The 19,542-nt window shown below is 71.2% G+C and carries 24 protein-coding genes and 4 pseudogenes; 20 read left to right on the top strand and 8 right to left on the bottom strand.

Features of this window, described 5'->3' with window-relative positions:
- Window positions 1-11 precede the first annotated feature (11 nt).
- The 20 genes and pseudogenes from QQK45_RS00200 (at window position 12) to QQK45_RS00290 (ending at window position 13,393) form a co-directional block, all read left to right on the top strand.
- A complete protein-coding gene (locus tag QQK45_RS00200; protein ID WP_284291177.1) occupies window positions 12-1,019 on the top strand; it encodes a major capsid protein in 1,008 nt (335 codons plus the stop codon).
- The gene (locus QQK45_RS00205) at window positions 1,019-1,342 is read left to right on the top strand and encodes a hypothetical protein (RefSeq protein WP_284291179.1); all 324 of its coding nucleotides are present in this window, start codon (window positions 1,019-1,021) and stop codon (window positions 1,340-1,342) included. Before QQK45_RS00200 ends, QQK45_RS00205 begins: the two co-directional genes overlap by 1 nt.
- A 70-nt stretch (window positions 1,343-1,412) precedes the next feature.
- Window positions 1,413-1,841 (top strand): hypothetical protein, encoded by a 429-nt coding sequence (locus QQK45_RS00210; protein ID WP_284291181.1) that lies wholly within the window; start codon window positions 1,413-1,415, stop codon window positions 1,839-1,841.
- Window positions 1,842-2,008: 167 nt separating this feature from the next.
- Complete coding sequence (locus QQK45_RS00215; protein ID WP_284291183.1) at window positions 2,009-2,326, top strand: hypothetical protein; 318 nt, start codon at window positions 2,009-2,011, stop codon at window positions 2,324-2,326.
- Complete coding sequence (locus QQK45_RS00220) at window positions 2,326-2,664, top strand: hypothetical protein (RefSeq protein ID WP_284291185.1); 339 nt, start codon at window positions 2,326-2,328, stop codon at window positions 2,662-2,664. Before QQK45_RS00215 ends, QQK45_RS00220 begins: the two co-directional genes overlap by 1 nt.
- The gene (locus QQK45_RS00225) at window positions 2,664-3,104 is read left to right on the top strand and encodes a minor capsid protein (protein ID WP_284291187.1); all 441 of its coding nucleotides are present in this window, start codon (window positions 2,664-2,666) and stop codon (window positions 3,102-3,104) included. The genes QQK45_RS00220 and QQK45_RS00225 overlap by 1 nt, the downstream gene beginning before the upstream one ends.
- Window positions 3,105-3,192: 88 nt before the next feature.
- Window positions 3,193-3,468: pseudogene (locus tag QQK45_RS22760) on the top strand (phage tail tube protein); the annotation flags it as partial.
- 26 nt (window positions 3,469-3,494) lie between these two features.
- Window positions 3,495-3,908 carry an IPT/TIG domain-containing protein gene (locus QQK45_RS00230; RefSeq protein ID WP_284291189.1) on the top strand — a complete coding sequence of 138 codons (414 nt, stop codon included), beginning with the start codon at window positions 3,495-3,497 and terminating at the stop codon, window positions 3,906-3,908.
- A 20-nt stretch (window positions 3,909-3,928) separates the two neighbouring features.
- Complete coding sequence (locus QQK45_RS00235; protein WP_284291191.1) at window positions 3,929-4,399, top strand: DUF7426 family protein; 471 nt, start codon at window positions 3,929-3,931, stop codon at window positions 4,397-4,399.
- 212 nt (window positions 4,400-4,611) lie between these two features.
- On the top strand, window positions 4,612-6,675 hold the full coding sequence (locus tag QQK45_RS00240; RefSeq protein WP_284291193.1) for a hypothetical protein: 2,064 nt from the start codon (window positions 4,612-4,614) through the stop codon (window positions 6,673-6,675).
- A complete protein-coding gene (locus QQK45_RS00245) occupies window positions 6,624-6,860 on the top strand; it encodes a hypothetical protein (protein WP_284291195.1) in 237 nt (78 codons plus the stop codon). Before QQK45_RS00240 ends, QQK45_RS00245 begins: the two co-directional genes overlap by 52 nt.
- Window positions 6,857-8,194: a hypothetical protein gene (locus tag QQK45_RS00250; protein ID WP_284291197.1), complete on the top strand. Its 1,338-nt coding sequence runs from the start codon at window positions 6,857-6,859 to the stop codon at window positions 8,192-8,194. The genes QQK45_RS00245 and QQK45_RS00250 overlap by 4 nt, the downstream gene beginning before the upstream one ends.
- Entirely contained in the window at window positions 8,194-8,994 is an 801-nt protein-coding gene (locus tag QQK45_RS00255; RefSeq protein WP_284291200.1) for a hypothetical protein, read from the top strand. Before QQK45_RS00250 ends, QQK45_RS00255 begins: the two co-directional genes overlap by 1 nt.
- 1 nt (window position 8,995) lies before the next feature.
- The gene (locus QQK45_RS00260; protein WP_284291202.1) at window positions 8,996-10,162 is read left to right on the top strand and encodes a DUF5047 domain-containing protein; all 1,167 of its coding nucleotides are present in this window, start codon (window positions 8,996-8,998) and stop codon (window positions 10,160-10,162) included.
- The gene (locus tag QQK45_RS00265; RefSeq protein ID WP_284291204.1) at window positions 10,159-11,025 is read left to right on the top strand and encodes a hypothetical protein; all 867 of its coding nucleotides are present in this window, start codon (window positions 10,159-10,161) and stop codon (window positions 11,023-11,025) included. Before QQK45_RS00260 ends, QQK45_RS00265 begins: the two co-directional genes overlap by 4 nt.
- Entirely contained in the window at window positions 11,025-11,252 is a 228-nt protein-coding gene (locus tag QQK45_RS00270; RefSeq protein ID WP_284291206.1) for a hypothetical protein, read from the top strand. The genes QQK45_RS00265 and QQK45_RS00270 overlap by 1 nt, the downstream gene beginning before the upstream one ends.
- Window positions 11,242-11,937 carry a hypothetical protein gene (locus QQK45_RS00275; protein ID WP_284291209.1) on the top strand — a complete coding sequence of 232 codons (696 nt, stop codon included), beginning with the start codon at window positions 11,242-11,244 and terminating at the stop codon, window positions 11,935-11,937. Before QQK45_RS00270 ends, QQK45_RS00275 begins: the two co-directional genes overlap by 11 nt.
- Window positions 11,938-11,976: 39 nt before the next feature.
- Window positions 11,977-12,411, top strand: coding sequence for a cation:proton antiporter (locus QQK45_RS00280; RefSeq protein ID WP_284291212.1), 435 nt, complete (start codon window positions 11,977-11,979; stop codon window positions 12,409-12,411).
- A 68-nt stretch (window positions 12,412-12,479) separates the two neighbouring features.
- Entirely contained in the window at window positions 12,480-13,079 is a 600-nt protein-coding gene (locus QQK45_RS00285; protein ID WP_284291214.1) for a peptidoglycan-binding protein, read from the top strand.
- Complete coding sequence (locus QQK45_RS00290) at window positions 13,076-13,393, top strand: hypothetical protein (RefSeq protein WP_284291216.1); 318 nt, start codon at window positions 13,076-13,078, stop codon at window positions 13,391-13,393. Before QQK45_RS00285 ends, QQK45_RS00290 begins: the two co-directional genes overlap by 4 nt.
- A gap of 116 nt (window positions 13,394-13,509) precedes the next feature.
- On the opposite strand, the gene QQK45_RS00295 is transcribed toward QQK45_RS00290, so the two are convergent.
- The 8 genes and pseudogenes from QQK45_RS00295 to QQK45_RS00330 all read right to left on the bottom strand — a co-directional run bounded on the left by QQK45_RS00295 (window position 13,510) and on the right by QQK45_RS00330 (window position 19,527).
- Window positions 13,510-13,842, bottom strand: a complete 333-nt coding sequence (locus QQK45_RS00295) for a hypothetical protein (protein ID WP_284291218.1) — start codon at window positions 13,840-13,842, stop codon at window positions 13,510-13,512.
- A 115-nt stretch (window positions 13,843-13,957) separates the two neighbouring features.
- A complete protein-coding gene (locus QQK45_RS00300; protein WP_284291220.1) occupies window positions 13,958-14,395 on the bottom strand; it encodes an NYN domain-containing protein in 438 nt (145 codons plus the stop codon).
- Between the two features lie 313 nt (window positions 14,396-14,708).
- Entirely contained in the window at window positions 14,709-15,113 is a 405-nt protein-coding gene (locus tag QQK45_RS00305; protein WP_284291222.1) for a hypothetical protein, read from the bottom strand.
- A 114-nt stretch (window positions 15,114-15,227) separates the two neighbouring features.
- Window positions 15,228-15,593, bottom strand: a complete 366-nt coding sequence (locus QQK45_RS00310) for a hypothetical protein (RefSeq protein ID WP_284291224.1) — start codon at window positions 15,591-15,593, stop codon at window positions 15,228-15,230.
- Window positions 15,594-15,710: 117 nt separating this feature from the next.
- Window positions 15,711-16,172: pseudogene (locus QQK45_RS00315) on the bottom strand (CpaF family protein); the annotation flags it as partial.
- Between the two features lie 366 nt (window positions 16,173-16,538).
- A pseudogene (locus QQK45_RS00320) lies at window positions 16,539-17,195 on the bottom strand (FAD-dependent oxidoreductase); the annotation flags it as partial.
- Window positions 17,196-17,200: 5 nt separating this feature from the next.
- A pseudogene (locus QQK45_RS00325) lies at window positions 17,201-18,676 on the bottom strand (FAD-dependent oxidoreductase); the annotation flags it as partial.
- Window positions 18,673-19,527 carry an SDR family oxidoreductase gene (locus tag QQK45_RS00330; RefSeq protein ID WP_284291226.1) on the bottom strand — a complete coding sequence of 285 codons (855 nt, stop codon included), beginning with the start codon at window positions 19,525-19,527 and terminating at the stop codon, window positions 18,673-18,675. The pseudogene QQK45_RS00325 and the gene QQK45_RS00330, both read right to left, overlap by 4 nt.
- Window positions 19,528-19,542 lie beyond the last annotated feature (15 nt).

Genomic DNA, 19,542 nt, shown 5'->3' on the forward strand with positions numbered 1-19,542 from the left:
GGAGCCTACCCATGCCCGTCACCCTCGTAGAGGCCAAGAACAACACCCAGGACGACGTCGACGTCGCCGTCATCGACGAGTTCCGCAAGGAGTCCGAGATCCTCGACTCCCTCGTCTTCGACGACGTCGTCAACCCGTCCGGCGGCGGCGACACCCTGACCTACGGGTACCGCCGTCTCGTCACCCAGCCCACCGCCGCGACCCGCGCGATCAACAGCGAGTACACGGCCCAGAACGTCACCACGACCCGGTACACGACCGACCTTGCCGTCATGGGCGGCAGCTTCGAGGTGGACCGCGTCGTCGCGAAGCTCGGGCCCGCCGCGTCGGGTGCCGTGACCCTCAACCTCAACCAGAAGATCAAGGCGACGCGGACGAAGTTCCAGGACCTCGTCATCAACGGCGACACCGCGACCGACGCCAACGGCTTCGACGGTCTCGACAAGGCCCTCACCGGGTCTGACACCGAGATGAACGTCGACGTGGTCACGGACTGGTCCTCGTTCTCGGACGCGAACGCCGCGAACGTGGCGCTCGACGTCATCGACGAGTTCCTCGCGCTCCTCGACGGCACACCGACGATCGTGCTCGGCAACGCGAAGGCGCTCGCTCGATTCCGGGCCGCGGCCCGCCGCGCCGGGATGTACACGCAGAACCCGGTCGACGGGCTCGTCGGGCAGAACGGGCGCCCGATCGTCCGCGAGCAGTACGGGTCGATCGTGTTCGCCGACCCGGGCGCGAAGGCCGGGACGAACGACCCGATCATCCCGATCGAGACCCGCACGGTCGCGACCGTTTCGACGACTGGCCTGACGGACCTGTACGCGTACCGCGTCGGGCTCGACGGGTTCCACGGAATCTCGACCGTCGGCGGCCAGCTCGTGGCCACGTTCCTGCCCGACTTCACCACGCCCGGCGCGGTGAAGAAGGGCGAGGTCGAGCTCGGCCCGGTCGGTGTCGCTCTCAAGGCGACGAAGGCCGCGGCCGTCCTGCGCAACATCAAGGTGCAGGGCGACTGATGGCTACCGTGCGCACCCCCGTAGCGGGGTTCAACGGGACCGTCGTCGGCGTCGACTTCAAGGACGGCACCGGCGAGACGGAGGACGCCGCGGCGCTGGCGTACTTCGCGCGCCACGGCTACACGGTCGAGGCGCCTGAGACGCCGCCCTTCCCGGAGGGCGACCCGTCGGCGAGCTGGAAGGCCCCCGAGCTCAAGGCGTACGCCGCCGAGCACGGGGTCGACCTCGGCGGCGCGACCAAGAAGGAGGACGTCCTGGCCGTGCTCGTCGGCAAGGCGGCCTCCGACGAGCAGACCGGCGACGGCGAGCAGCCGACCGAGTGAGACCGCGCCGGGCCAGGGAGACGGCCACGCACCCTGGCCCGGCGCACCCACCGACACGAAGGGCACGACGATGAGCCTCGTCTACGCCACACCCGCCGACCTCGCCGCATGGACGGGCACGGCCGCGCCCGCGAACGCGGTGACGCTGCTGCGGGTCGCGTCGGGCCTCGTACGCCGCGCGACCGTCACCGCCTGGTACGCGACCAACGACACCGGCGCACCGACAGACCCCGACGTCGTGCAGGCGTTCAGCGATGCGACGTGCGCGCAGGCCGCCACGTGGGCCACGCTCGGGATCGACCCGACGACGGCCGGCGTGGACACGGGCACGGGCGGGCGGGTCGTCGCGTCGAGGGCCCTCGGCCCGGCGAACATCTCGTACGCCGGCGCGGACGACACCGCGGCGCGGCGCGCGCAGCTCGCCGACGACCTCACCCCGGAGGCGCTGGGGATCCTCGCGGATGCGGGCCTGGTTCGTGGGGTCCGCACCCACGGATGACGCGTGCATGACGCGACCGAATCTCACGCGTCACGCCTCTGACCTGCGCGTATGACGCAGATGACGCGATGACACGACTTTCTAGGTTGCGGCCCTACGCGCCCGCACACGCCTGAGAGCAACCCGCAGACGCGTCATACGCGTCATACGCGTCATCGGAGGCGATCGTGAGCGAGCTCGACGACTTCTTCGTCCACACCGTGACCCTCACCCCGAAGACCGGAGACAGCGGCTACGGCCCCACCTTCGGCACCCCGACCGACGTGGCGTGCTTCGTCGACGACACCGTGCAGCTCGTCCGCGCCCCCGACGGCGAACAGGTCGTCTCCTCGTCCACCGTCTACGCGCCGCCCGGTGCACCCGACGGGCCACCCGGGTCGACGATCACGTTCCCGGACGGCCGGGTCTCGACCGTCATCACGCAGGCTCGCCGCACGTCTGGGCCGCTCGACCTGCCCGACCACGTCGCATGGACGGTGACCTGATGGCGAGCATGCAGCCCGGCAGGTACCGGCCCGGCGCCCTGCGCGCCGCCATCGAGCGCGGTCTCGGCGTCGCAGCCGAGCACGTCCTCACCGTCTCGAACGCCCGCGTCCCGCACGAGGAAGGCACCCTCGAGCGGTCGGGCGCGACCTCGCAGAACGGCACGACGGTCGCGATCTCGTACGACACGCCGTACGCGGTCCGCCAGCACGAGGACCTGTCACTGCGGCACGACGAGGGCCGGCAGGCGAAGTACCTCGAGTCCGCGCTGAACGACGAGGCCCGCACCGTCGGGGACATCGTCGCCCAGGCGGCTCGCGAAGCCCTCGGGAGCAGCTGATGGGCTGGACCACCGACCTCCTCGAAGGCGTCGCCCAGATGCTCGCTGACGCGGGCGTGGGTGTGTGGCGGCCCGATGGGCCGGCGTACACCGCGTCCGAGGTCGGGATCGTCGTCGGGCGCATGCCCGCGTCCCCCGACCAGGTCCTCGCGATCACCTCCTACCCCGTCACCTCCAGTGCCCTCTCGGACACCGTGATCGGTGTGCAGGTCCGCGCCCGCGGGCCGCGTGGCGCTGACCCGCGGCCCGTCAACGACCTCACGGACGCCGTGTACGAGCACCTCCACGGCGTCGAGCAGCTCACGTTCGGAGGCGTGTACGTGGCGCACGCCTGGCGCGCGTCCCTCGCGCTCCTGGGCGCCGACGACGCCGGCCGCGAGGAGACGAGCTCGAACTTCTACGTCACGACCGCGCACGCGTCCGTGTACGTCACCGACTGACCGCCCCGGAGGCGGGACACGTCGCGCACCGCCCGGGCGGCGGGCGCACCCACACGACCACCAGCACACCCCACCACCGGGAGACACCATGCCCATCGAGGCCCTCAACCCGACCGTCAACACGACGTGGCGCTGCGACGTCGACGTCGCCTCCGACCCCGACAACCCGTCGTGGGTGCAGGTCCGCGGACTCAACGCCCTGCAGCCCGTCGTCAACCCGACTACCCAGGACGCATCCGACTACGACTCCCCTGGCTGGGGCTCGGACGCCGTCACGCAGCGCAAGTGGCAGCTGACCGCGACCGCGCTCCGCAAGATCGACTCCGCCGGGGCCTACGACGTCGGCCAGGAGTTCCTGCGCGGCGCCGCGGACTCCTCGAGATCGTGCACGTGCGCTGGTACGAGCGGCAGGGCTCCGACGGCGAGGCCTACGAGGGCGACGCCCTCGTGCAGTGGGCACCGAACGGTGGCGACCCGACCGGCCTCAACTCCGTCGCGATCACACTCCTCGGGCAGGGCGCCCGCGAGCCGATCACGAACCCGACCGGGGAGGCGACCCTGCCGGCCCTGACGTCCGCGTCGCCGTCGGCGGCCGCGCAGGGCGCGCAGGTCGAGATCCGCGGTGCATACCTGGGCGGTGCGACGTCGGTGAAGTTCGGGGCCACCGCGGCCACGAGCTTCCTCGTCGTCAACTCGGCCACGATCGTCGCCGTCGTCCCGGCCGGGTCGGCGGGCGCCGCGAACATCACGGTCGTCACGCCGGCCGGCACGTCCGACGCGCTCGCGTACACGCGCGGCGCCTGACCGACGAGGAGAGCTGACCCGTGGCCGAGCAGTTCACCGACCTGTCCGACGTCCTCGACGGCAACCTCCTCGAGCTGCCGGTGGCGGGGCGCACCTTCGTGGTGCCCTCGCCGCCGGCGCTCGTCGGGCTCCGCCTGCAACGCGTCTTCGCCGCCGCCTCCACGCCGGCGAAGCAGCGCACCAACGCCCAGCGCGACCTCCTCGCCCGCGACGAGGAGGAGTTCATGCGCGACGCCCTGGGACCCGTGTTCGACGAGATGGCCGACGCCGGCATCACGCTCGAGGTCCTCAAGCACGCCGCGTACACCGCCTACTTCGCTGTGGTGACGAACGTCGACGTGGCGCGGGCGTTCTGGGAGCGTCCGCTGGGGGAAGCGGAGACGTCGACGAGCACCGACCCCGAACCGTCGACGACTACGCCCGAGGCGACGACGGCGACGGGATCCCCGAGTACTACGACATCCCGCCCGAAGAAGAAACACGCCTCCTGACACCGTCCGTCCAGGTCACCTGGGCGGCGATCCTCGACGCGTGGGACGACGTCGAGGTCGACCTGCACGCACGGTTCGGCCTCGACGTCGCCACCCCAGGTCTCCTGGCCGCCCGGTCGTGGCGGTGGCTGTCTCTGCGGGTCCTCGCGCTCCTCGACCCCCCGTACACGACCCGGCTCGCGAGGGCCCTCGGACTCACGGAGGCGTGACGCATGAGCCTGGACCTGGGGACCCTTGCAGGCAAGATCAGCATCGACGGCGCGGACGCCGCGGAGAAGTCGATCTCCGGGGTCCAGGCTGCGATGGCGAAGCTCGCGCAGACACAGGACCCGAAGGTCAAGGTCGGCGCCGACACCGCGGCTGCAACCCAGGGCCTGACCGGGGTGCAGCGCCTCGTTCAGGACCTGTCTGCGGCGAAGGCGTCCCCGACGGTGGTCGCGGACGCCGCACAGGCACATGCGGACCTGGCGGCGCTCGAGGCGGAGCTTCGGAACGTGAACCGGACGCGCACCGTCGCGGAGATCACCGCGGACGCGCAGCAGGCGATGCGGACCGCGGAGCAGGTCGACGACCAGATCAAGGCCCTGAGCAAGAAGAAGGTCGAGATCCCGGTCGACATCGACCAGCACACCACCGAGCGGGGTCTTCGCGGGGCGTCGGAGTCGGTGGAGACGTTCCGGGACGAGGCGAAGGCGAACCTGTCCGAGGTCGCGTCCTCGTTCCAGGGGTCGATGGACTCCGCCGTCGACGTCGTGCAGGGCACCCTCGGCGGTGTTGTCGCGGACCTCGGGCCCGCTGGCCTGATCGGCGGCGCGCTCGCCGCGGCGGGGATCGGTCTCGGGAAGGCGCTGCTGTCGGGGACCGCGGACGCGGTGAACCAGGCGAAGCAGGACGTGCAGGACCTCGCGAAGGACATCGTGTCCGCGGGTGGCGAGATCAACTCGGTCGACTGGGACTCGAAGCTCGTCGACTTCGGGACGACGATCGTGGACCAGAAGTCGTGGTGGGAGGTCTGGCAGAAGGACGCCGTCACGAACCTCGACAAGGTCCGCAAGGAGTCCGAGGCGACCGGGCAGTCCATCGGGACCCTGTTGCAGGGTGAGGCCGGCGGCGACCTCGCCGGCGCGAAGAAGACCCTCGACGAGCTCACGAAGTCGTCCTCGGACCTCGAGACGCAGATCGGGCTCACGACGAAGACGATCGCGACGTCGACCGGTCCGATCATCATCCGCGACCAGGCGCTCGTCGACCAGAACGACGCCACCAAGGACGCGATCAAGGCGATCTCGGCGCACGTCGACGAGCTCCAAGACGCCGCCGACGCCGCGGACGAGCTGACGGCCGCGACACAGGGCGTCACGGTCGAGCAGGTCAAGGCGAACCGGGCCATCGACGACTCGAACAAGGCCCTTCGCGAGCATGCCGCCCTGATGGGCGACACGAAGTCCGCGCAGCTCGACTACGAGGACGCCGTCGCGAAGGTCGCCGACGGCGTCGCGAAGTACCGCACCGAGCAGATCAAGGCCTACGAGGCGCAGGAGAAGGCCGCGAACGGCGGCAAGAAGCTCACCGACGCCCAGGAGAAGTCCGCGATCGCGCGAGCCGACGCGGACGTCAAGGCCGGGAAGGCCCTCAAGGACTCGACGCAGGCCGGCCGCGACAACCAGCGCGCCCTCCTCGCGCTGTCCCAGGACGTCCTGGCGTACGCGGACGCGACGGAGAAGCAGACCGGGTCGCAGACCGAGGCGAACCGCATCATCGCGAAGGGCTACGACGCGTTCGTCGAGCAGGCTCACGCCGCGGGGATGAGCGAAGCCGCGGCGAAGGCCTACGCGAAGCAGCTCGGGCTCGTCCCGGAGAAGGTCAAGACGACGTTCGACCTGGACACCCACGAGGGTCAGCTGCAGCTCCAGGCGTTCCTGCAGAAGATCAAGTCGGCCCGCCCGACGCTGCTCGTCGGCGTGAAGAGCTCGCAGTCCGTCGTCGGCGTGCATGTCGCGAACGGGAAGGTCGACCTCTACGCGGGCGGAGGGAAGATCAGGGGCCCGGGCGGCCCACGGGACGACAAGATCCTCATCGCCGCATCGAACGACGAGTTCGTCGTGAACGCGGCTTCCTACCGCAAGCACGCCGCACTGGTCGAGGCGATCAACAACGACACTCTGCCGAAGTACGCGGGCGGAGGAAGGTCAGCAAGACCCCGACGTCGTACAAGGGTCACAGCTTGGAGTACTGGCAGGACCGGTACGCGTCTGGGTCGGACTACCTCGAGCTGAAGCAGACGGTCCGTGACGACAAGCGGGACCTCGCCGAGACCGAGAAGTACGGGCCGAAGGACAAGCACGGTAAGCAGCACAAGACCCGGTACGTGCTGCGCGGACTGGACCGGTCGGTCGCGACAGCGAGGAGCACGAGGACAAGAAGGCCCTCGAGGACGCGGACACCGCCCGGGCGTTCGTGAAGAAGTACGGCAGCCTCGCGGCCGCGATCAAGCAGCGCGACAAGGACAAGGCCGCCGCTAAGGCCGCGTCGGACAAGCAGAAGGCCGACACCGCCGCGGCCAAGCAGGCGGCGGCGGACTTCAAGTCTCTGGGGTCCGATCTCAAGACCGACATCCGCCGTGGGGACGTCGCTGACGCGATCACGGGTGGGCTCGACTCCGCGCTCGGGGTTACGGACCAGGCGCGGCAGGAGGCCACGTCGTCGACGCTGTCGAAGAAGCAGAAGACCGCGCTGACGACGGCAGCGAACACGGCCGAGAAGTCGCTCACGAGTCTCTACGCGGCGGCGGACAAGTACCAGGCGGCGCTCGACAAGGCGAACAACCACCTCGCGGACATGAAGTCGCTCGCCGACTCGGCGGCGTCAGCGGTGAAGGGGACGTTCGACCTGTCGGCGGCCTACGTCGCGCCCACCGACGCGACGTCGAACCAGATCCAGCACTCCGACAAGTACGGGAACGTCTGGTACACGACCGACACCACGGCTGCGACCAAGGGCGGCTACACGGGCGCCGGCATCACGTCGGCGGCGGACAAGCAGGCGAAGGACGCCACCACCTTCACCAACGCGCTGCAGGCCCTGCAGAAGAAGCTCGGGACCTCCCCGGCCTCGGAGGCGATCGTCAACCAGGCGCTGTCGATCTTCGCCTCGAGCCCCGAGCAGGGCATCCAGTTCGTCCAGGCGCTCAACACCATGAGCGTGAAGGACCTCGGCGCGGTGAAGTCGGACTACAACACCGTCGCCAAGGCGGGGACGTCAGCAGGCCAGTCGCTCACGTCCGCGAACACCATCGGCGGGCTCACCGCGGCGACGACAGCGGTCAACTCGCTGACGAAGTCGCTGACCGACACGAACAACGCGATCGCGAAGGTCGGCAACACCCTCACGAACGCGATGCTCAAGCCCTTCGGGCTCAAGCTCGACGCCAAGGGCAACGTCGTGAAGAAGGCCGGCGGCGGGCTCGTCGTCGGCGGGCAGGCCGGCGCGGACTCCGTGCACGCCCTCCTCATGCCGGACGAGTTCGTGTCCACGACGGCGTCCACGGCCCGCAACCAGTCCGCGCTCGCCGCGGGGAACGCCGGGGCGGTGCTCACGGTGCAGCGGCCCTCGTCGACCCCGGTACCGGCCGCGGCGGCCGGGCAGCGCGTGGAGGTGACGATGCCGCGCGAGCTCGTCGTCGTCGACACCGATGGGGCGCTCGTCGGGCGGATGAAGGTGGAGGCGTCCCGCGTGGTCGTCGCCCACACGGCCCGCCAGGACGCTCAGGCCGCCTACTCCACAGGGAGCCTGTGATGACGTTCGCTTCGACGTTCGACACCGCGAGGAACCTGGTCCAGCTCGTCATCGACGGGCGCGACACCGGGTGGTCGACGGCTACCTCGGTGACGGTCACGCGCACGGTGGCTGGGGCGTCCCCGGTCCCCGTGCGCGGGTCTGTCGCCGTGGCCGTGGTGGGTGGGGTGCTGCTGTCCTCGGACAACGAAGCACCCATGGACTCCGCGGTCACGTATGCGGCGACCGCGGTGGGCGACGACGACCCGGTCGCGCTCTCGGGCACCGTCGAGACGACGGGTGCCGCGTGGGGACTGTGGGTCAAGGTGCCGGGCCGCGCGGACCTGAACTGCCGGGTCCCGCTGCGCGACTTCGGTCAGGTCACCCGCCAGACGCAGGGCGGGTCCTGGCAGGTCCCGGGCGGGCAGCGAGTCGCCGAGTCGTCCGGGCTCGCGCAGGCGTCCTCGACGCTCGAGGTCGCGACCAGGACCCCGGGGCAGCTCGCCGCGCTCGCAGCGGTCCTCGAAGGCGCACCCGGTGGGGTCGTGCTCTTGCAGACCGGGCAACCGGCCGAGCCGGAACTCCCGTCCGGGTACTACCAGGTGACGTCGTGGTCGACGTCGAACCCGGGCCGTGCACGCTCGGACGTGTCTGGGTGGCGAGTCCACACCCTCACGGTCGACCAGGTCGCGATGCCCGCCGGCGACGCCACGGGCTTCTCGGGCATGACCTACAACCAGGTCGCGGACCGGTTCGCGACCTATCAGGACCTCCTGGACGGTGTGCCGACGTACCTGGACCTGGCGACGGGGAGCTACTGACATGTGGCCTGTTCCCGGCGGTTACGGGGAGACCCTGGTCGCCTCGCACGGGCTGCGGGTCTTCGCCGACGTATGGCGGGCCGGCCAGCCGGTGCGCTGGCCTGACGGGTCGGTGGTGTCGCTGCCGATCACGGGCGGGTCCATCACGGTGGACCGCACCCAGTCGGCGCGGCGCAGCATCAACATCACGGTGCCGCCGTTCTTGCGGTCGGGCACCTACACCCAGGTCCCGGCGCTCCCGTCGCTGCCCTCGGACGTCCTGGGCCACTACGGCCAAGAGCTCCGGGTCCGGCACGCCCTCGTCGCTGCGGACGGGACGCTGCTCGTGGTCCCGGTCGGCCGGTTCCGCATCGACTCCGGCGCCGGGTCGGACCTTGGCCTGACGGAAGTCACGATCGCCGGCGTCTCGCGTGAGGCCTACGTGGTCGACGACATCTTCACCGCGCCCCGCACGTTCTCGAACCCGTCGGGGATCGCGATCATCCGCCAGCTCATCCTCGAGACCCTGCCCGACGCGGAGGTCGCGGTGCTGACCCGCCGGGACCGCCGGGTGACGCCGACGACGTGGGATGACCGGTGGACGGCGATCAGCGAGCTCGCGGCGTCGCTGTCCGTCCAAGTCTACGCCGACCCGACGGGCCGGTTCGTCATCACGGACCTGCCGACCCTGGCCACGAAGCCGGTGTGGCGGTTCCAACCCCAGGCGGGTGGGTCGCTCCTCGAGGCGGCGCGGACGTCCTCGCGCACCGGGGTCTACAACCGGGTCGCGGTGCAGGGCTCGACCCCGGACGGTGCGACGGTCGCGACCACGGGCGTCGACTGGGACAAGGACCCGACGTCCCCGACGTTCTACGGCGACCCCGACACGGGCGCCTACGGGAAGGTCACCAAGGTCGTGTCGATGCCCAGCCTGACCACGCTCGCCGACTGCCAGGCTGCCGCGTCCACCCAGCTCGCCCTGTCCACGGGCGGGGCGGAGTCCCTGGACCTGGCCACGATCCCGCACGCCGGGCTCGAAGCCCTCGACGTCGTCGAGATCGTCACCGACCCCGGCCGGGTGTTCGCGACAGCACGGCGGCACATGGTCGACAACTTCACGTTGCCCCTCGTCCCGGGCGGCCAGTTCTCCGTGGCGACACGCGACGTCGGGGCGGTGACGGACTCATGACCTCCCCCGCCGCGATCCGGCGCATGGTCGCCCAGATGCTCCCCGCCCAGCCCCGGTTCGGGTTCATCACCGCCGTGGACACCGGCCAGCAGCTCGTGACCGTCGCGTTCGAGGACGGGTCCACGACGACGTCCTTGTCGTGGGCGTCGTCGGCCTACCCGTCCCCCGCGGTCGGTGACCGGGTGTCCGTGGTCCCGCACACCACGGGCTGGCTCGTGGTCTCCAAGGCCACCCCGCGTCCCGTGCTCGTGCCCGACCAGCAGGTGCTCGTGCTGCCGTCGCACAACTACGGCGGCGAGCAGGAGATCCCGACCGACGGGTCCGCGCCCGGCGCCTGGTGGTGGGCCGACACCGACGCCACCGACTCGGACTTCTCTCGGACGTTCATCGAGCAGGGACTCTCCGACGCCCAGGCCGGCGACACCGAAGGGCACCGGCCGCCGTACAACTACCTCCACGCCACGGCGCTGACCTACCCGCTCGCGGCCTCCGTCCCCTCGGGCGCGACGATCTCCCAGGTCCAGATCATCCTGCGCTGCTCGTCCACGTTCGCCGGCGGCTCCGGCTCGGCCCACCCGGTCGCCCCGATCATGTACGCCCACACCTACACCGCACTGCCCTCAGGGGCGCCGGCGTGGGCGCCCGGGTACGGGCCGATCCGGTTCCCGACGTTCATCATCGGCGAGATCCAGGTGCTCACCGTGCCCGCCGCGTGGGTCACCGCGTGGCTCGCCTCGACCATCGCCGGGATCGGGTTCTACGCCCCCGCCACGTCCCTGGACGCGTTCTTCTCCCACCAGGACAGCGACGGCGACGACAGCGGTACCGGGCAGCTGCTCATCACCTACTCGGGAGGCTCCTGATGACCGACACCCCAGACGGGGCGAGCGACGACACCGCCCAGGCCGCCACCGACCCGACACCCGTGGACAACACCACGCCGCCCGTCGACGTGCTCCGGGCGCTCGGCTTCGACCCCGACACGGTGCGGTCCGTGGTCATCACCTCCACGTCCGTGGTCGCGGTCGCGGCCGACTACCCCGACCCACCCGTCCCCGCGCAGCCCGAGGAGCCCACCGATGCAGACTGACCCGCGCCAGGGATTCACCGGCCTCCCGGACTACAACGACCCGCCCAAGGTCCCCGACCACCTATCCGGGCTGTTCAGCTTCCTGCTCGACAGGTCCACCGAGCAGTACCCGACCCTCACCGCGCTCCAGTCCGCGATCCCCTCCCCAGCCGACGGCATGTTCAAGGCCGTCACGGGTGAGAAGGCGCTCTATTACGCGATCGGCGGACAGTGGCTCCTCGTCTGGAAGAGCACTCCGGCGGTGTTCGGTCGCCGCTTCCAGAACTCGGTGGCCGGCCAGTCGATCCCGTCCGGAACCGACACGCTGTACACGTTCGCAGGAGCGACGGGCTCCGAGCTGTCCGGCGGCGTGACCCTGGGGACCGGGTCACAGGTCGGGTGCTTGATTGTTCCCAAGGGCCTGTGGTCGCTGTCCGCGCAGGCTGCGTTCCCGTCCAACGCAACCGGGGTCCGGTCCCTGTACCTCAGCGTGGTCAACTCCGACGGCAGCTTCGGAGCGAACGTCGCACTCGCCCAGGTGAAGAGCTCCGGGTCCGTCGACTCGCTGAACGTCAGCTCGGTCTACCGCGCATCGACGGGCGGAATGGCGTTCGGTATCAGGCTCGGCCAGAACAGCGGCAGCGCGCTAACCATCGCCTCCGCCTACTACAGCCCATTCCTCACGGCCGTGAAGATCGCCGACTGACACCCACGCGCCACCCCCACCACGCGAGGAGGACCCCGCATGCACCTGGTCGTGACCCTCTGGGCCGAGTTCGCCGACGACACCGCCGCCCCGGCGCCAACCGGGCACGACTGGCTGATCGCGACGATCGGGTCCGTGGTCATCACGGCGATCGTCGCGCCGGTCCTCGCGAGGCTCTTGAACCGGCGCACGCACCGCGAGCTCCGCCACCACGGCGAGGTCCTAGCCGAGATCCGCGAGCAGCAGTCACGCGCTGAGCAGACCTCGGAGACGATCCGCGCGCAGGTCCAGAACGACCACGACCGTAACCTGCGCGACGACGTCGACCATCTGACAGACGCCGTCGAACGGGTCGCGAAGGCCGCCGCACAGAACGCCGGCGCGCAACGCCGCACCGCCCGCACGCTCTCCCGGGTCGAGGCCGCAGTCACCGAGGTCGCCGAACGCCTCGACGAGCACCTCACCCGCGACTGACCCACCCCACCTTCACCCCGCCGTCGCCCGACGTCGGGGCCCTTCGCCCTGCCCAGGAGGCACCCACGATGAGCACGCTCACCACCATCGACAAGGCCGGCCACCGGCTCATGCCCGACGCCGCGGCGTCGTTCGCGCGCATGCAGAAGGCCCGTGGGTCGGCGTTCCACGTGACGTCCGCCTACCGGTCGACCGCGGACCAGCAGGTCCTCTACGACGGGTACAAGGCCGGGAAGCCGGGCTACAACTTCGCCCTGCCGCCCAGCCAGTCCAACCACTGCCGGGGCGAGGCGGTCGACTTCGGGTCCGCGGACTACGCGTGGCTCGAGGCGCACGCCGCCGCCTACGGGTGGATCCAGGACAAGAACGAGCGGTGGCACTACGACTACGTGCCGAGCCGGGACACGCACAAGCCCGCCCCCTCGAAGCCCGCGAAGGCATCGAGCTCCGTGCTCAAGAAGGGCTCGACCGGCACGAAGGTCAAGAACCTCCAGCGCGGCCTGAACAAGAAGTTCCCCGCGTACGCGAAGCTCGCCGTCGACGGAATCTTCGGCCCGAAGGTCGAGGCCGCCGTGCGCGAGTTCCAGAAGCGCGCGGGCCTGGTCGTCGACGGCATCGTCGGCCCGAAGACCGTCGCCGCCCTCAAGACCTACGGGGTGACCCTGTGAGCATCACGATCCCGAAGAAGTACCGCAAGGCCGTCTACGTGATCGGCGTGGTCGCCGGCGTCGTGACCCTCGGGCTCGGCATCGTCGACCCGTCGCTCGCAGCCGACGCGTCCGAGCGCGCCCAGTCCGTCACCGACTGGCTGACCTCGCTCGCCGGCGTCGTCGGCGCCGCGGGCGGTGTCCTCGCGCTCCTCCACCTCACCGCCGACAAGCCCGCCGACCAGGCGCCGCCCGCGGTCCCCGACGACGGCACGGCGGTCATCTCCGACCCCGACGTCACCAACCCCTCACCGGACTTCACCCCCGATGCCTGACGGCCGTGACGTGATCATCACGAAGTGCCCACACTGCGGGGCCGTGCTCGCTGTCAACGAGGCCGCAGGCGCCATGCCAGTCCGGTCGTGCTGCGCCGGGGGCCGCGACGACGACCTCACGACATCTCGAGCGACCCGTCGTTGCGGCCCGGCACCGGAGGCAACGTGAACTCGGTGTAGTTCCCGTTCTCGTCGACGTACCGCGGCATCATGGATCCGCTGACGAACTTCAGCCCCGCGCGGCGCCCTCCGGGCCCGAACATGTCACTCGTCATCCGGAGCAACGTGCTGGCGACCTCGAACTCGGGCTCCTCACGGGCAAGCATCCCGACGATGTTGCCCTCACCGTCCCCGAGGACGTCGTTCCGGAAGACCGCTCCATCGATGAGGTCCTCGACCTCGACCTCGAACTCGTAGACGAACCGCATGAACCTGCGCTCAGTGGACATGCGCGGAGCCTGCCACCGTTCGAGCCAGCGGCACCAGATGCCACCGGAAAGTATCACCCCGCACACGACACCGCCCCCGCTCACCTCTCGCGAGGTGAGCGGGGGCGTTGTCGTGCTACGTGTAGTCCTTGCGATCTCTTGCTCTGACGAAGGCGTCTCCATGCAGTCGGGTGTGCCAGACGCGTCGGCCCGGCACCCTGAGCACACGACACCCGTCCCAACCTGCCGTCTCGACTCCGACCTTGCCGCTCTCGAAGGCAGCTGCAAGCGCGGGCTCAAGGTCAGTGTCGTGAGATGCCAGGACGACGACATCGGCGTCACCCCGATCGGCTGAGCGGACGAAATCCAGGGCTACGAGAACGTCGACGCCCTTCTCCTGGGCGTGCCGCTCCCCGTTGACCCAGCTGTAGCGAAGTCCGCGATGGATGACCTCAACGCGGGGGTCGCGGGTCCACTCCGACTGCTGCGCCAGGTTCCTCCGGTACGCGTTCGGGTTCTCCGTGTTCGACGGCAGGCCGCGATAGACGACGACCTTCTCGATCACGTACTGCACCGGATCGTCATGGCTTGCGATCGCGGTGCTGGCGAGCACATGGTTGCGCACGGACAGCCACTGATTCGCGAAGTAGAGGGGTGAATGAGCGACTCGTGCCGCGGCACGGAGTCCGGCACAAACACGCCATGGCCGGTGAGATGGATGTTCTGGTAGTCGATCACCAGCTTGACCGAGCGACGCTCCATCGTGCCCCTCCGGGTAGAAAAAGCCCCACCAGTCCCGGAGGACGGTGGGGAGCTATGCGAGGACCATAGCAAGTTCGCTCGGCGGATGGTGTAACGAAGCCGTAACGGTGTCGGAACTCACACCGTCAACTCGACGCCTCGAGCCGGCACGTCCGGCATCGTCGCCGCCCGTCGGACGGGTACACGATCGTGTTCTCGGGGGTGTACTCGTGCCCGTGGGGGCAGTGGGTCTTGGCGCGCTGGTGCTCGCCGCCGGTCCGGGCCTCGGTCGACCCGTGGCGCCAGACACGGAGGTAGTGGGGGTGGCACATCCCCTTCGCGGAGGCGCGCTCGTCGCACCCGTCCACGCTGCACACCGCCGGGGTCCTCGTGTCCCACGTGCGGACGTGCTCACGGATCAGGTCGGCCTGCTCGTCCGTGAAGAGCCACGCGTGGCCGGTCCGCTCCCAACCCCAGGTACGTGCGAGGCGTGCGACCCGGTGCTCGCGCACGCCGAGCTCGCCGGTCAGCTGGGCTGCCGTCCAGGTCACCGCCGCGCCTTGCGGTCCATGCGGCGCTTCGTCAGGACGGCCACGGGCACCACGACGACGACGCTCGCGAGCCACCACAGAACGGCGTCCAGAGCTTCCACGCCGAGAATCGTGTCACACGCCGTGCATCGGCCGGACCGGGCGTGCGTCGAGCGCGGCTCGCGCGGCGGCGCGCACGTCGTCGTCGAGATCGAGCGCCAGGACCTGCAGGGTGGGGTCGTGCGCGTCGGACCGGCGTGCTAGCAGCAGGCGCACCCCGGCGTCGCGGTGACCGACGTACCGGCCGGCGATCGACCCGCTGCACACCGGGTTGCCGAGCACGGCGTGCACGAGCTCGAGCGCGGCGTCATGGTCGAACCACTCCGGCGCGACGATCGCGAGCACCTCACGGTCCGTCGTCGTGCGCGCGATCTTCAGCCGCTCGACCGGGTCATGCCGCGTCGCCCGCCACGCCGCGGTGAACTCGTCCTGCCTACCCATGGCCCCGAGAGTCCCCGCCGCCACCCACACGGCGCCGCGCGATGGTTGAAGCCTCAACCCTTGATTCGGGCAACTTAAGTCGGAGGCCTTGTTCTCACCCGGTCAGCACTCTCGGCGTCGCCGGTTTCCGTCGGGGATGACCACGTGCAGCCGCTCGCCCCCGGGCAGGGCGGCGTCCACGAACGGGCTGGACAGGTCGAGGCGGCGGCCGCTCGACGCGAGCATGCGCTCGACGAGGTCGCGGAGCTGCTCGGGGCTGAGGATCGTCGTGGTGAGCTCGGGCTCGCCACGGCGGGCCACGAAGACCTGGGCGGGTCCGTTCACCCAGACCTCCTCGACCTCCGGGTCGTCGAGGTACGGCTGGAGCGGGCCGAAGCCGGCGACGGCGTCGAGCACCCGCCGGGCGACGGCCTGCGGGTCGTCGAGCGCCGGGACGACGCCCTGAGCGGTGCGCTCGTCGTAGTCGCTCAGTGCGTCGGCGACGAGCTGCCGCGCGGCAGCCGCGTCGCGCGTGGGGTCGATGCCACGCCGGCGCACGAGCTCGCGCACCTCACGCTCGAGGATGTCCCCGCCGTTCACTCGACCCCTTCGTCGCGCCCCCTGCGGGCGTCGGACCGACCACCGTCGCGTCGTCCGGTCACCGTAGCGGGGGCGTGGCCCCGCGTCGGCGGCCTGTGGAAAACCGGGACGCGGCGCCGAGGTTGCCAGTGCAAACCGTGACCCGTCCACTCGTTGTCCACGATGTGGGACATCTGAGGTTCGTCTGAGGGGCGGACGAATGAGCGGGGCGTCAGGCGGGCAGGAGCGCGCGGGACGCCTCGAGCCCTTCGCGGGTCGCGCGGACGGCGTCGAGGGTGCGGGCGTCCCGCGCTCCCCGACGACGGCGCACGCGACCCCGACGCGCTCCAGCTCGCCCGCGAGGCCGGCAACGGGCTCCTGCCCCGCGCACACGACGACGGTGTCCGCGGGGACCTCGCGAGCCGCGCCGTCGGCGGCGACGACCTCGAGGAAGCCGGGCCGGATCCGCGTGTACGAGACGCCGGTGAGCATCTGTACACCAGCGTCCCGGAGCGCACCGAGCACGACCCAGCGTGACGTCACCCCGATGCCGGTCCCGATCTTCCCGGAGCGCCGCAGCACGGTGACCTGCCCGCCGGGACCGGGCTGCGTCATCGGGAACCGGGCGGCCGACGGCGCGGGCCAGCGCTGGTCGCGCGACCCTCCGACGAGCCCGCCGAAGGGCGGCAGACCGAACCGGGCGGCGAACCGCGCGGCCCGCGCGCGTTCGTCGTGCTCCTCGACGAGGAACGTCGCGACGTCGACGCCGACGCCTCCCCCACCGATGATCGCCACGCTCCCGGCGGGCACGCCGTCGCGCAGCGCGGTCTCGTAGTCGACGACGTGCGGCAGGTCCGCCCCGGGCAGCCCGCCGGGCCCGGCGTCGAGCCGTCGCGGCCGGACGCCGGTGGCAACCACGACGCCGTCGAACCCGACGAGGTCTTCAACCCGCGCGTGCACCCCGACCCGGACGTCGGCGCCGAGCTGGTCGAGCTCAGCGGCGAGCCCGGCCACCGCCGCCGCGTAGTCCTCCTTGCCGGGCACGCGTGCGGCGAGCTCGAGCTGCCCCCGAGCACGTCCCGCGCCTCGAACAGCGTGACGGGATGCCCTCGCCGGGCGGTGTCGACGGCTGCTGCCAGCCCGGCGGGCCCGCCCCCGACGACGGCGAGCCCTCGCCCGCCCCGCCGACCAAGTGGATTCCGCGCCGACCAAGCATGATTTCCCTGCTTGCTCGGCGCAGACTCCGCTTGCTCGGCGACAGGGGGCGACCCAACCCCACGCGAACCGGACCATGGCTGCGCACCCGCCCACAACAAAGGCAGCGGCAGCTCCACCTCGCGTCCCGCCCGGGGGTTGACGAGGCACGACACGCGCTCCCCGACGAGCGACCGGTCGATGCACGCCTGGTCGCAGCCGAGGCAGGTGGTGACGAGGTCGAACCGGCCGGCGAGCGACTTGGCGACGACGGCGGGGTCGGCGAGGAACGGCCGGGCCAGCGCGACGGCGTCGACGGTGCCGCGGGCGAGGACCGCCTCGACGTCGCGCAGGTCGGTGAAGCGGTTGCTCGCGATGACGGGGACGTCGGGCCGGGCACTGGTCCGGACCGCGGTGGCGACGCGTTCCGCGACAGGGATCCAGGCGCCGTGGGGCACGGAGGACTGGACGGTGGGGACGGTGGACTCGTGCCAGCCGACGCCGACGCTCACGGCGTCGGCGAGGGGCTCGTCGACCGTCCCGACGAGCGCGCGCACGAGCGCCGCGACGTCGTCGGGCGTCGAGGACCCGGGCATGAGGTCGTCGCCCGACACCCGGACGAGCACAGGGACGTCCGGCCCGACGGCGGCGCGCACGGCCCGCACGACGGCGAGGGGGAACGCCCGGCGGCGCTCGGCGTCACCGCCCCAGTCGTCGTCGCGCAGGTTCGTCAGGGGTGAGCAGAACTGGTTGAGCAGGTACCCCTCGGAGGCCATGACCTCGACGGCGTCGAACCCGGCGCGCACGGCGGCGCGGGCGGCGTCGGCGAAGTGCTCGACGGTCGCCAGCACCTCGGCGTGCGTGAGCTCACGGGGCACGGCTCCACGCGCGGCGCGCCAGGGCACGGGCGACGGCGCGACCGCCTCCTCGGGTTCGCCGGACGCCCCGACGACGCCCCCGAGCAGCGCGTACCGCCCCGCGTGGAAGAGCTGGGCCGCGACGAGCCCGCCGGCCGCGTGGACCTCGCCCGTGACGGCGGCGAACGCGTCCACCACCGCCGCCTCGGTGAGGACCGCGTAGTCCGCTCCCCCACGCCCCGGGCCGTCGACCGCGAGCCCGCCCGTCACGACGAGCGCCGCGCCGCCCTCGACGCGCTCGCGGTAGAACGCGGCGAGGGCCCGCGCGTCGGGCACGGCCGACCAGGCGCCCGGCGCGGACGCGCCTGCCGCCTCGAGCCCGGTGTGCATGGACCCGAGGAGCACGCGGTGCGGCAGCTCGAGGGCCCCGAGCCGCCACGGCCGCCGGGTCAGCGGAAGCGGGTCGGCGCTCACGCCTGCTCGGGCGTGGCGGCGTCGTGCGCGTCGTCGGCGCCGAACACGGCGGCCCGGAGGTCGCCCGTCGTGTCGGACCAGAACGGCGGCGCGATGACGGTGAGCCCGCCGTCGACGGACAGCACCTGACCGGTGATGTACCCGGCCTTGTCGGACAGGAAGAAGTCGACGGCGTCGGCCATGTCCTCGGCCGTTCCGGGGCGCTGGAGCGGGAGCTTCTCGAGGACGGTCTCCATGGGCGCCATACCGGGGACGCGCTCGTAGAAGTAGTCGAGCGAGTCGGTGTCGATGAGCCCGCCGTTGACGGCGTTGACGGTGATGCCGCGCGGCCCGTACTCGGTGGCCATGTAGGTGACGTAGGACTCGGCCATGGCCTTCGCGGCACCGAGCGCGGCGTACGTCGGGAAGGCGCGCAGCGAGCCGTAGCTCGATACGTACACGATCCGCCCGCCGCCGGACATGAGCTCCGCGGCGCGCTGCGCGCCCAGCACGAACGAGCGCACGTTCATGGCGTAGCTGCGGTCGAGGTGGTGCAGCTTGAGGGCGGCGACGGGCTTGAACGCGGACGCCGCCGCGTTCGCGACGAAGTGATCGAGCCGGCCGTAGCGCTCGCGTACGGCCGCGAAGAGCGCGTCGATGTCCTCGGGCGACTCCATGTCGGCGCGGACGGCGATCCCGTCGGCGCCGGCGTCGCGGACCTCGGCGAGGGTCTTCTCGGCGAGGTCCTCGTTGGTCTTGTAGTTGACGACGACGTCGACGCCGCGCTGCGCCAGCTTGAGCGCGAGCACCTTGCCGATGCCGCGGGATGCGCCGGTGACGACGGCGACCGGCGCCGGGTTCGGGGTGGTCATGCCTGGTGTTCTCCC

The sequence above is a fragment of the Luteimicrobium album genome, assembly GCF_030161555.1.
GTDB lineage: Bacteria > Actinomycetota > Actinomycetes > Actinomycetales > Cellulomonadaceae > Luteimicrobium > Luteimicrobium album.

Coding starts and splice junctions, on each gene's coding strand:
- QQK45_RS00275 (WP_284291209.1), top strand. CDS start 11,242: ATGCAGACTGACCCGCGCCAGGGATTCACCGGCCTCCCGGACTACAAC.
- QQK45_RS00205 (WP_284291179.1), top strand. CDS start 1,019: ATGGCTACCGTGCGCACCCCCGTAGCGGGGTTCAACGGGACCGTCGTC.
- QQK45_RS00240 (WP_284291193.1), top strand. CDS start 4,612: ATGAGCCTGGACCTGGGGACCCTTGCAGGCAAGATCAGCATCGACGGC.
- QQK45_RS00210 (WP_284291181.1), top strand. CDS start 1,413: ATGAGCCTCGTCTACGCCACACCCGCCGACCTCGCCGCATGGACGGGC.
- QQK45_RS00265 (WP_284291204.1), top strand. CDS start 10,159: ATGACCTCCCCCGCCGCGATCCGGCGCATGGTCGCCCAGATGCTCCCC.
- QQK45_RS00260 (WP_284291202.1), top strand. CDS start 8,996: ATGTGGCCTGTTCCCGGCGGTTACGGGGAGACCCTGGTCGCCTCGCAC.
- QQK45_RS00295 (WP_284291218.1), bottom strand. CDS start 13,842: ATGTCCACTGAGCGCAGGTTCATGCGGTTCGTCTACGAGTTCGAGGTC.
- QQK45_RS00200 (WP_284291177.1), top strand. CDS start 12: ATGCCCGTCACCCTCGTAGAGGCCAAGAACAACACCCAGGACGACGTC.
- QQK45_RS00225 (WP_284291187.1), top strand. CDS start 2,664: ATGGGCTGGACCACCGACCTCCTCGAAGGCGTCGCCCAGATGCTCGCT.
- QQK45_RS00285 (WP_284291214.1), top strand. CDS start 12,480: ATGAGCACGCTCACCACCATCGACAAGGCCGGCCACCGGCTCATGCCC.
- QQK45_RS00270 (WP_284291206.1), top strand. CDS start 11,025: ATGACCGACACCCCAGACGGGGCGAGCGACGACACCGCCCAGGCCGCC.
- QQK45_RS00330 (WP_284291226.1), bottom strand. CDS start 19,527: ATGACCACCCCGAACCCGGCGCCGGTCGCCGTCGTCACCGGCGCATCC.
- QQK45_RS00310 (WP_284291224.1), bottom strand. CDS start 15,593: ATGGGTAGGCAGGACGAGTTCACCGCGGCGTGGCGGGCGACGCGGCAT.
- QQK45_RS00255 (WP_284291200.1), top strand. CDS start 8,194: ATGACGTTCGCTTCGACGTTCGACACCGCGAGGAACCTGGTCCAGCTC.
- QQK45_RS00280 (WP_284291212.1), top strand. CDS start 11,977: ATGCACCTGGTCGTGACCCTCTGGGCCGAGTTCGCCGACGACACCGCC.
- QQK45_RS00220 (WP_284291185.1), top strand. CDS start 2,326: ATGGCGAGCATGCAGCCCGGCAGGTACCGGCCCGGCGCCCTGCGCGCC.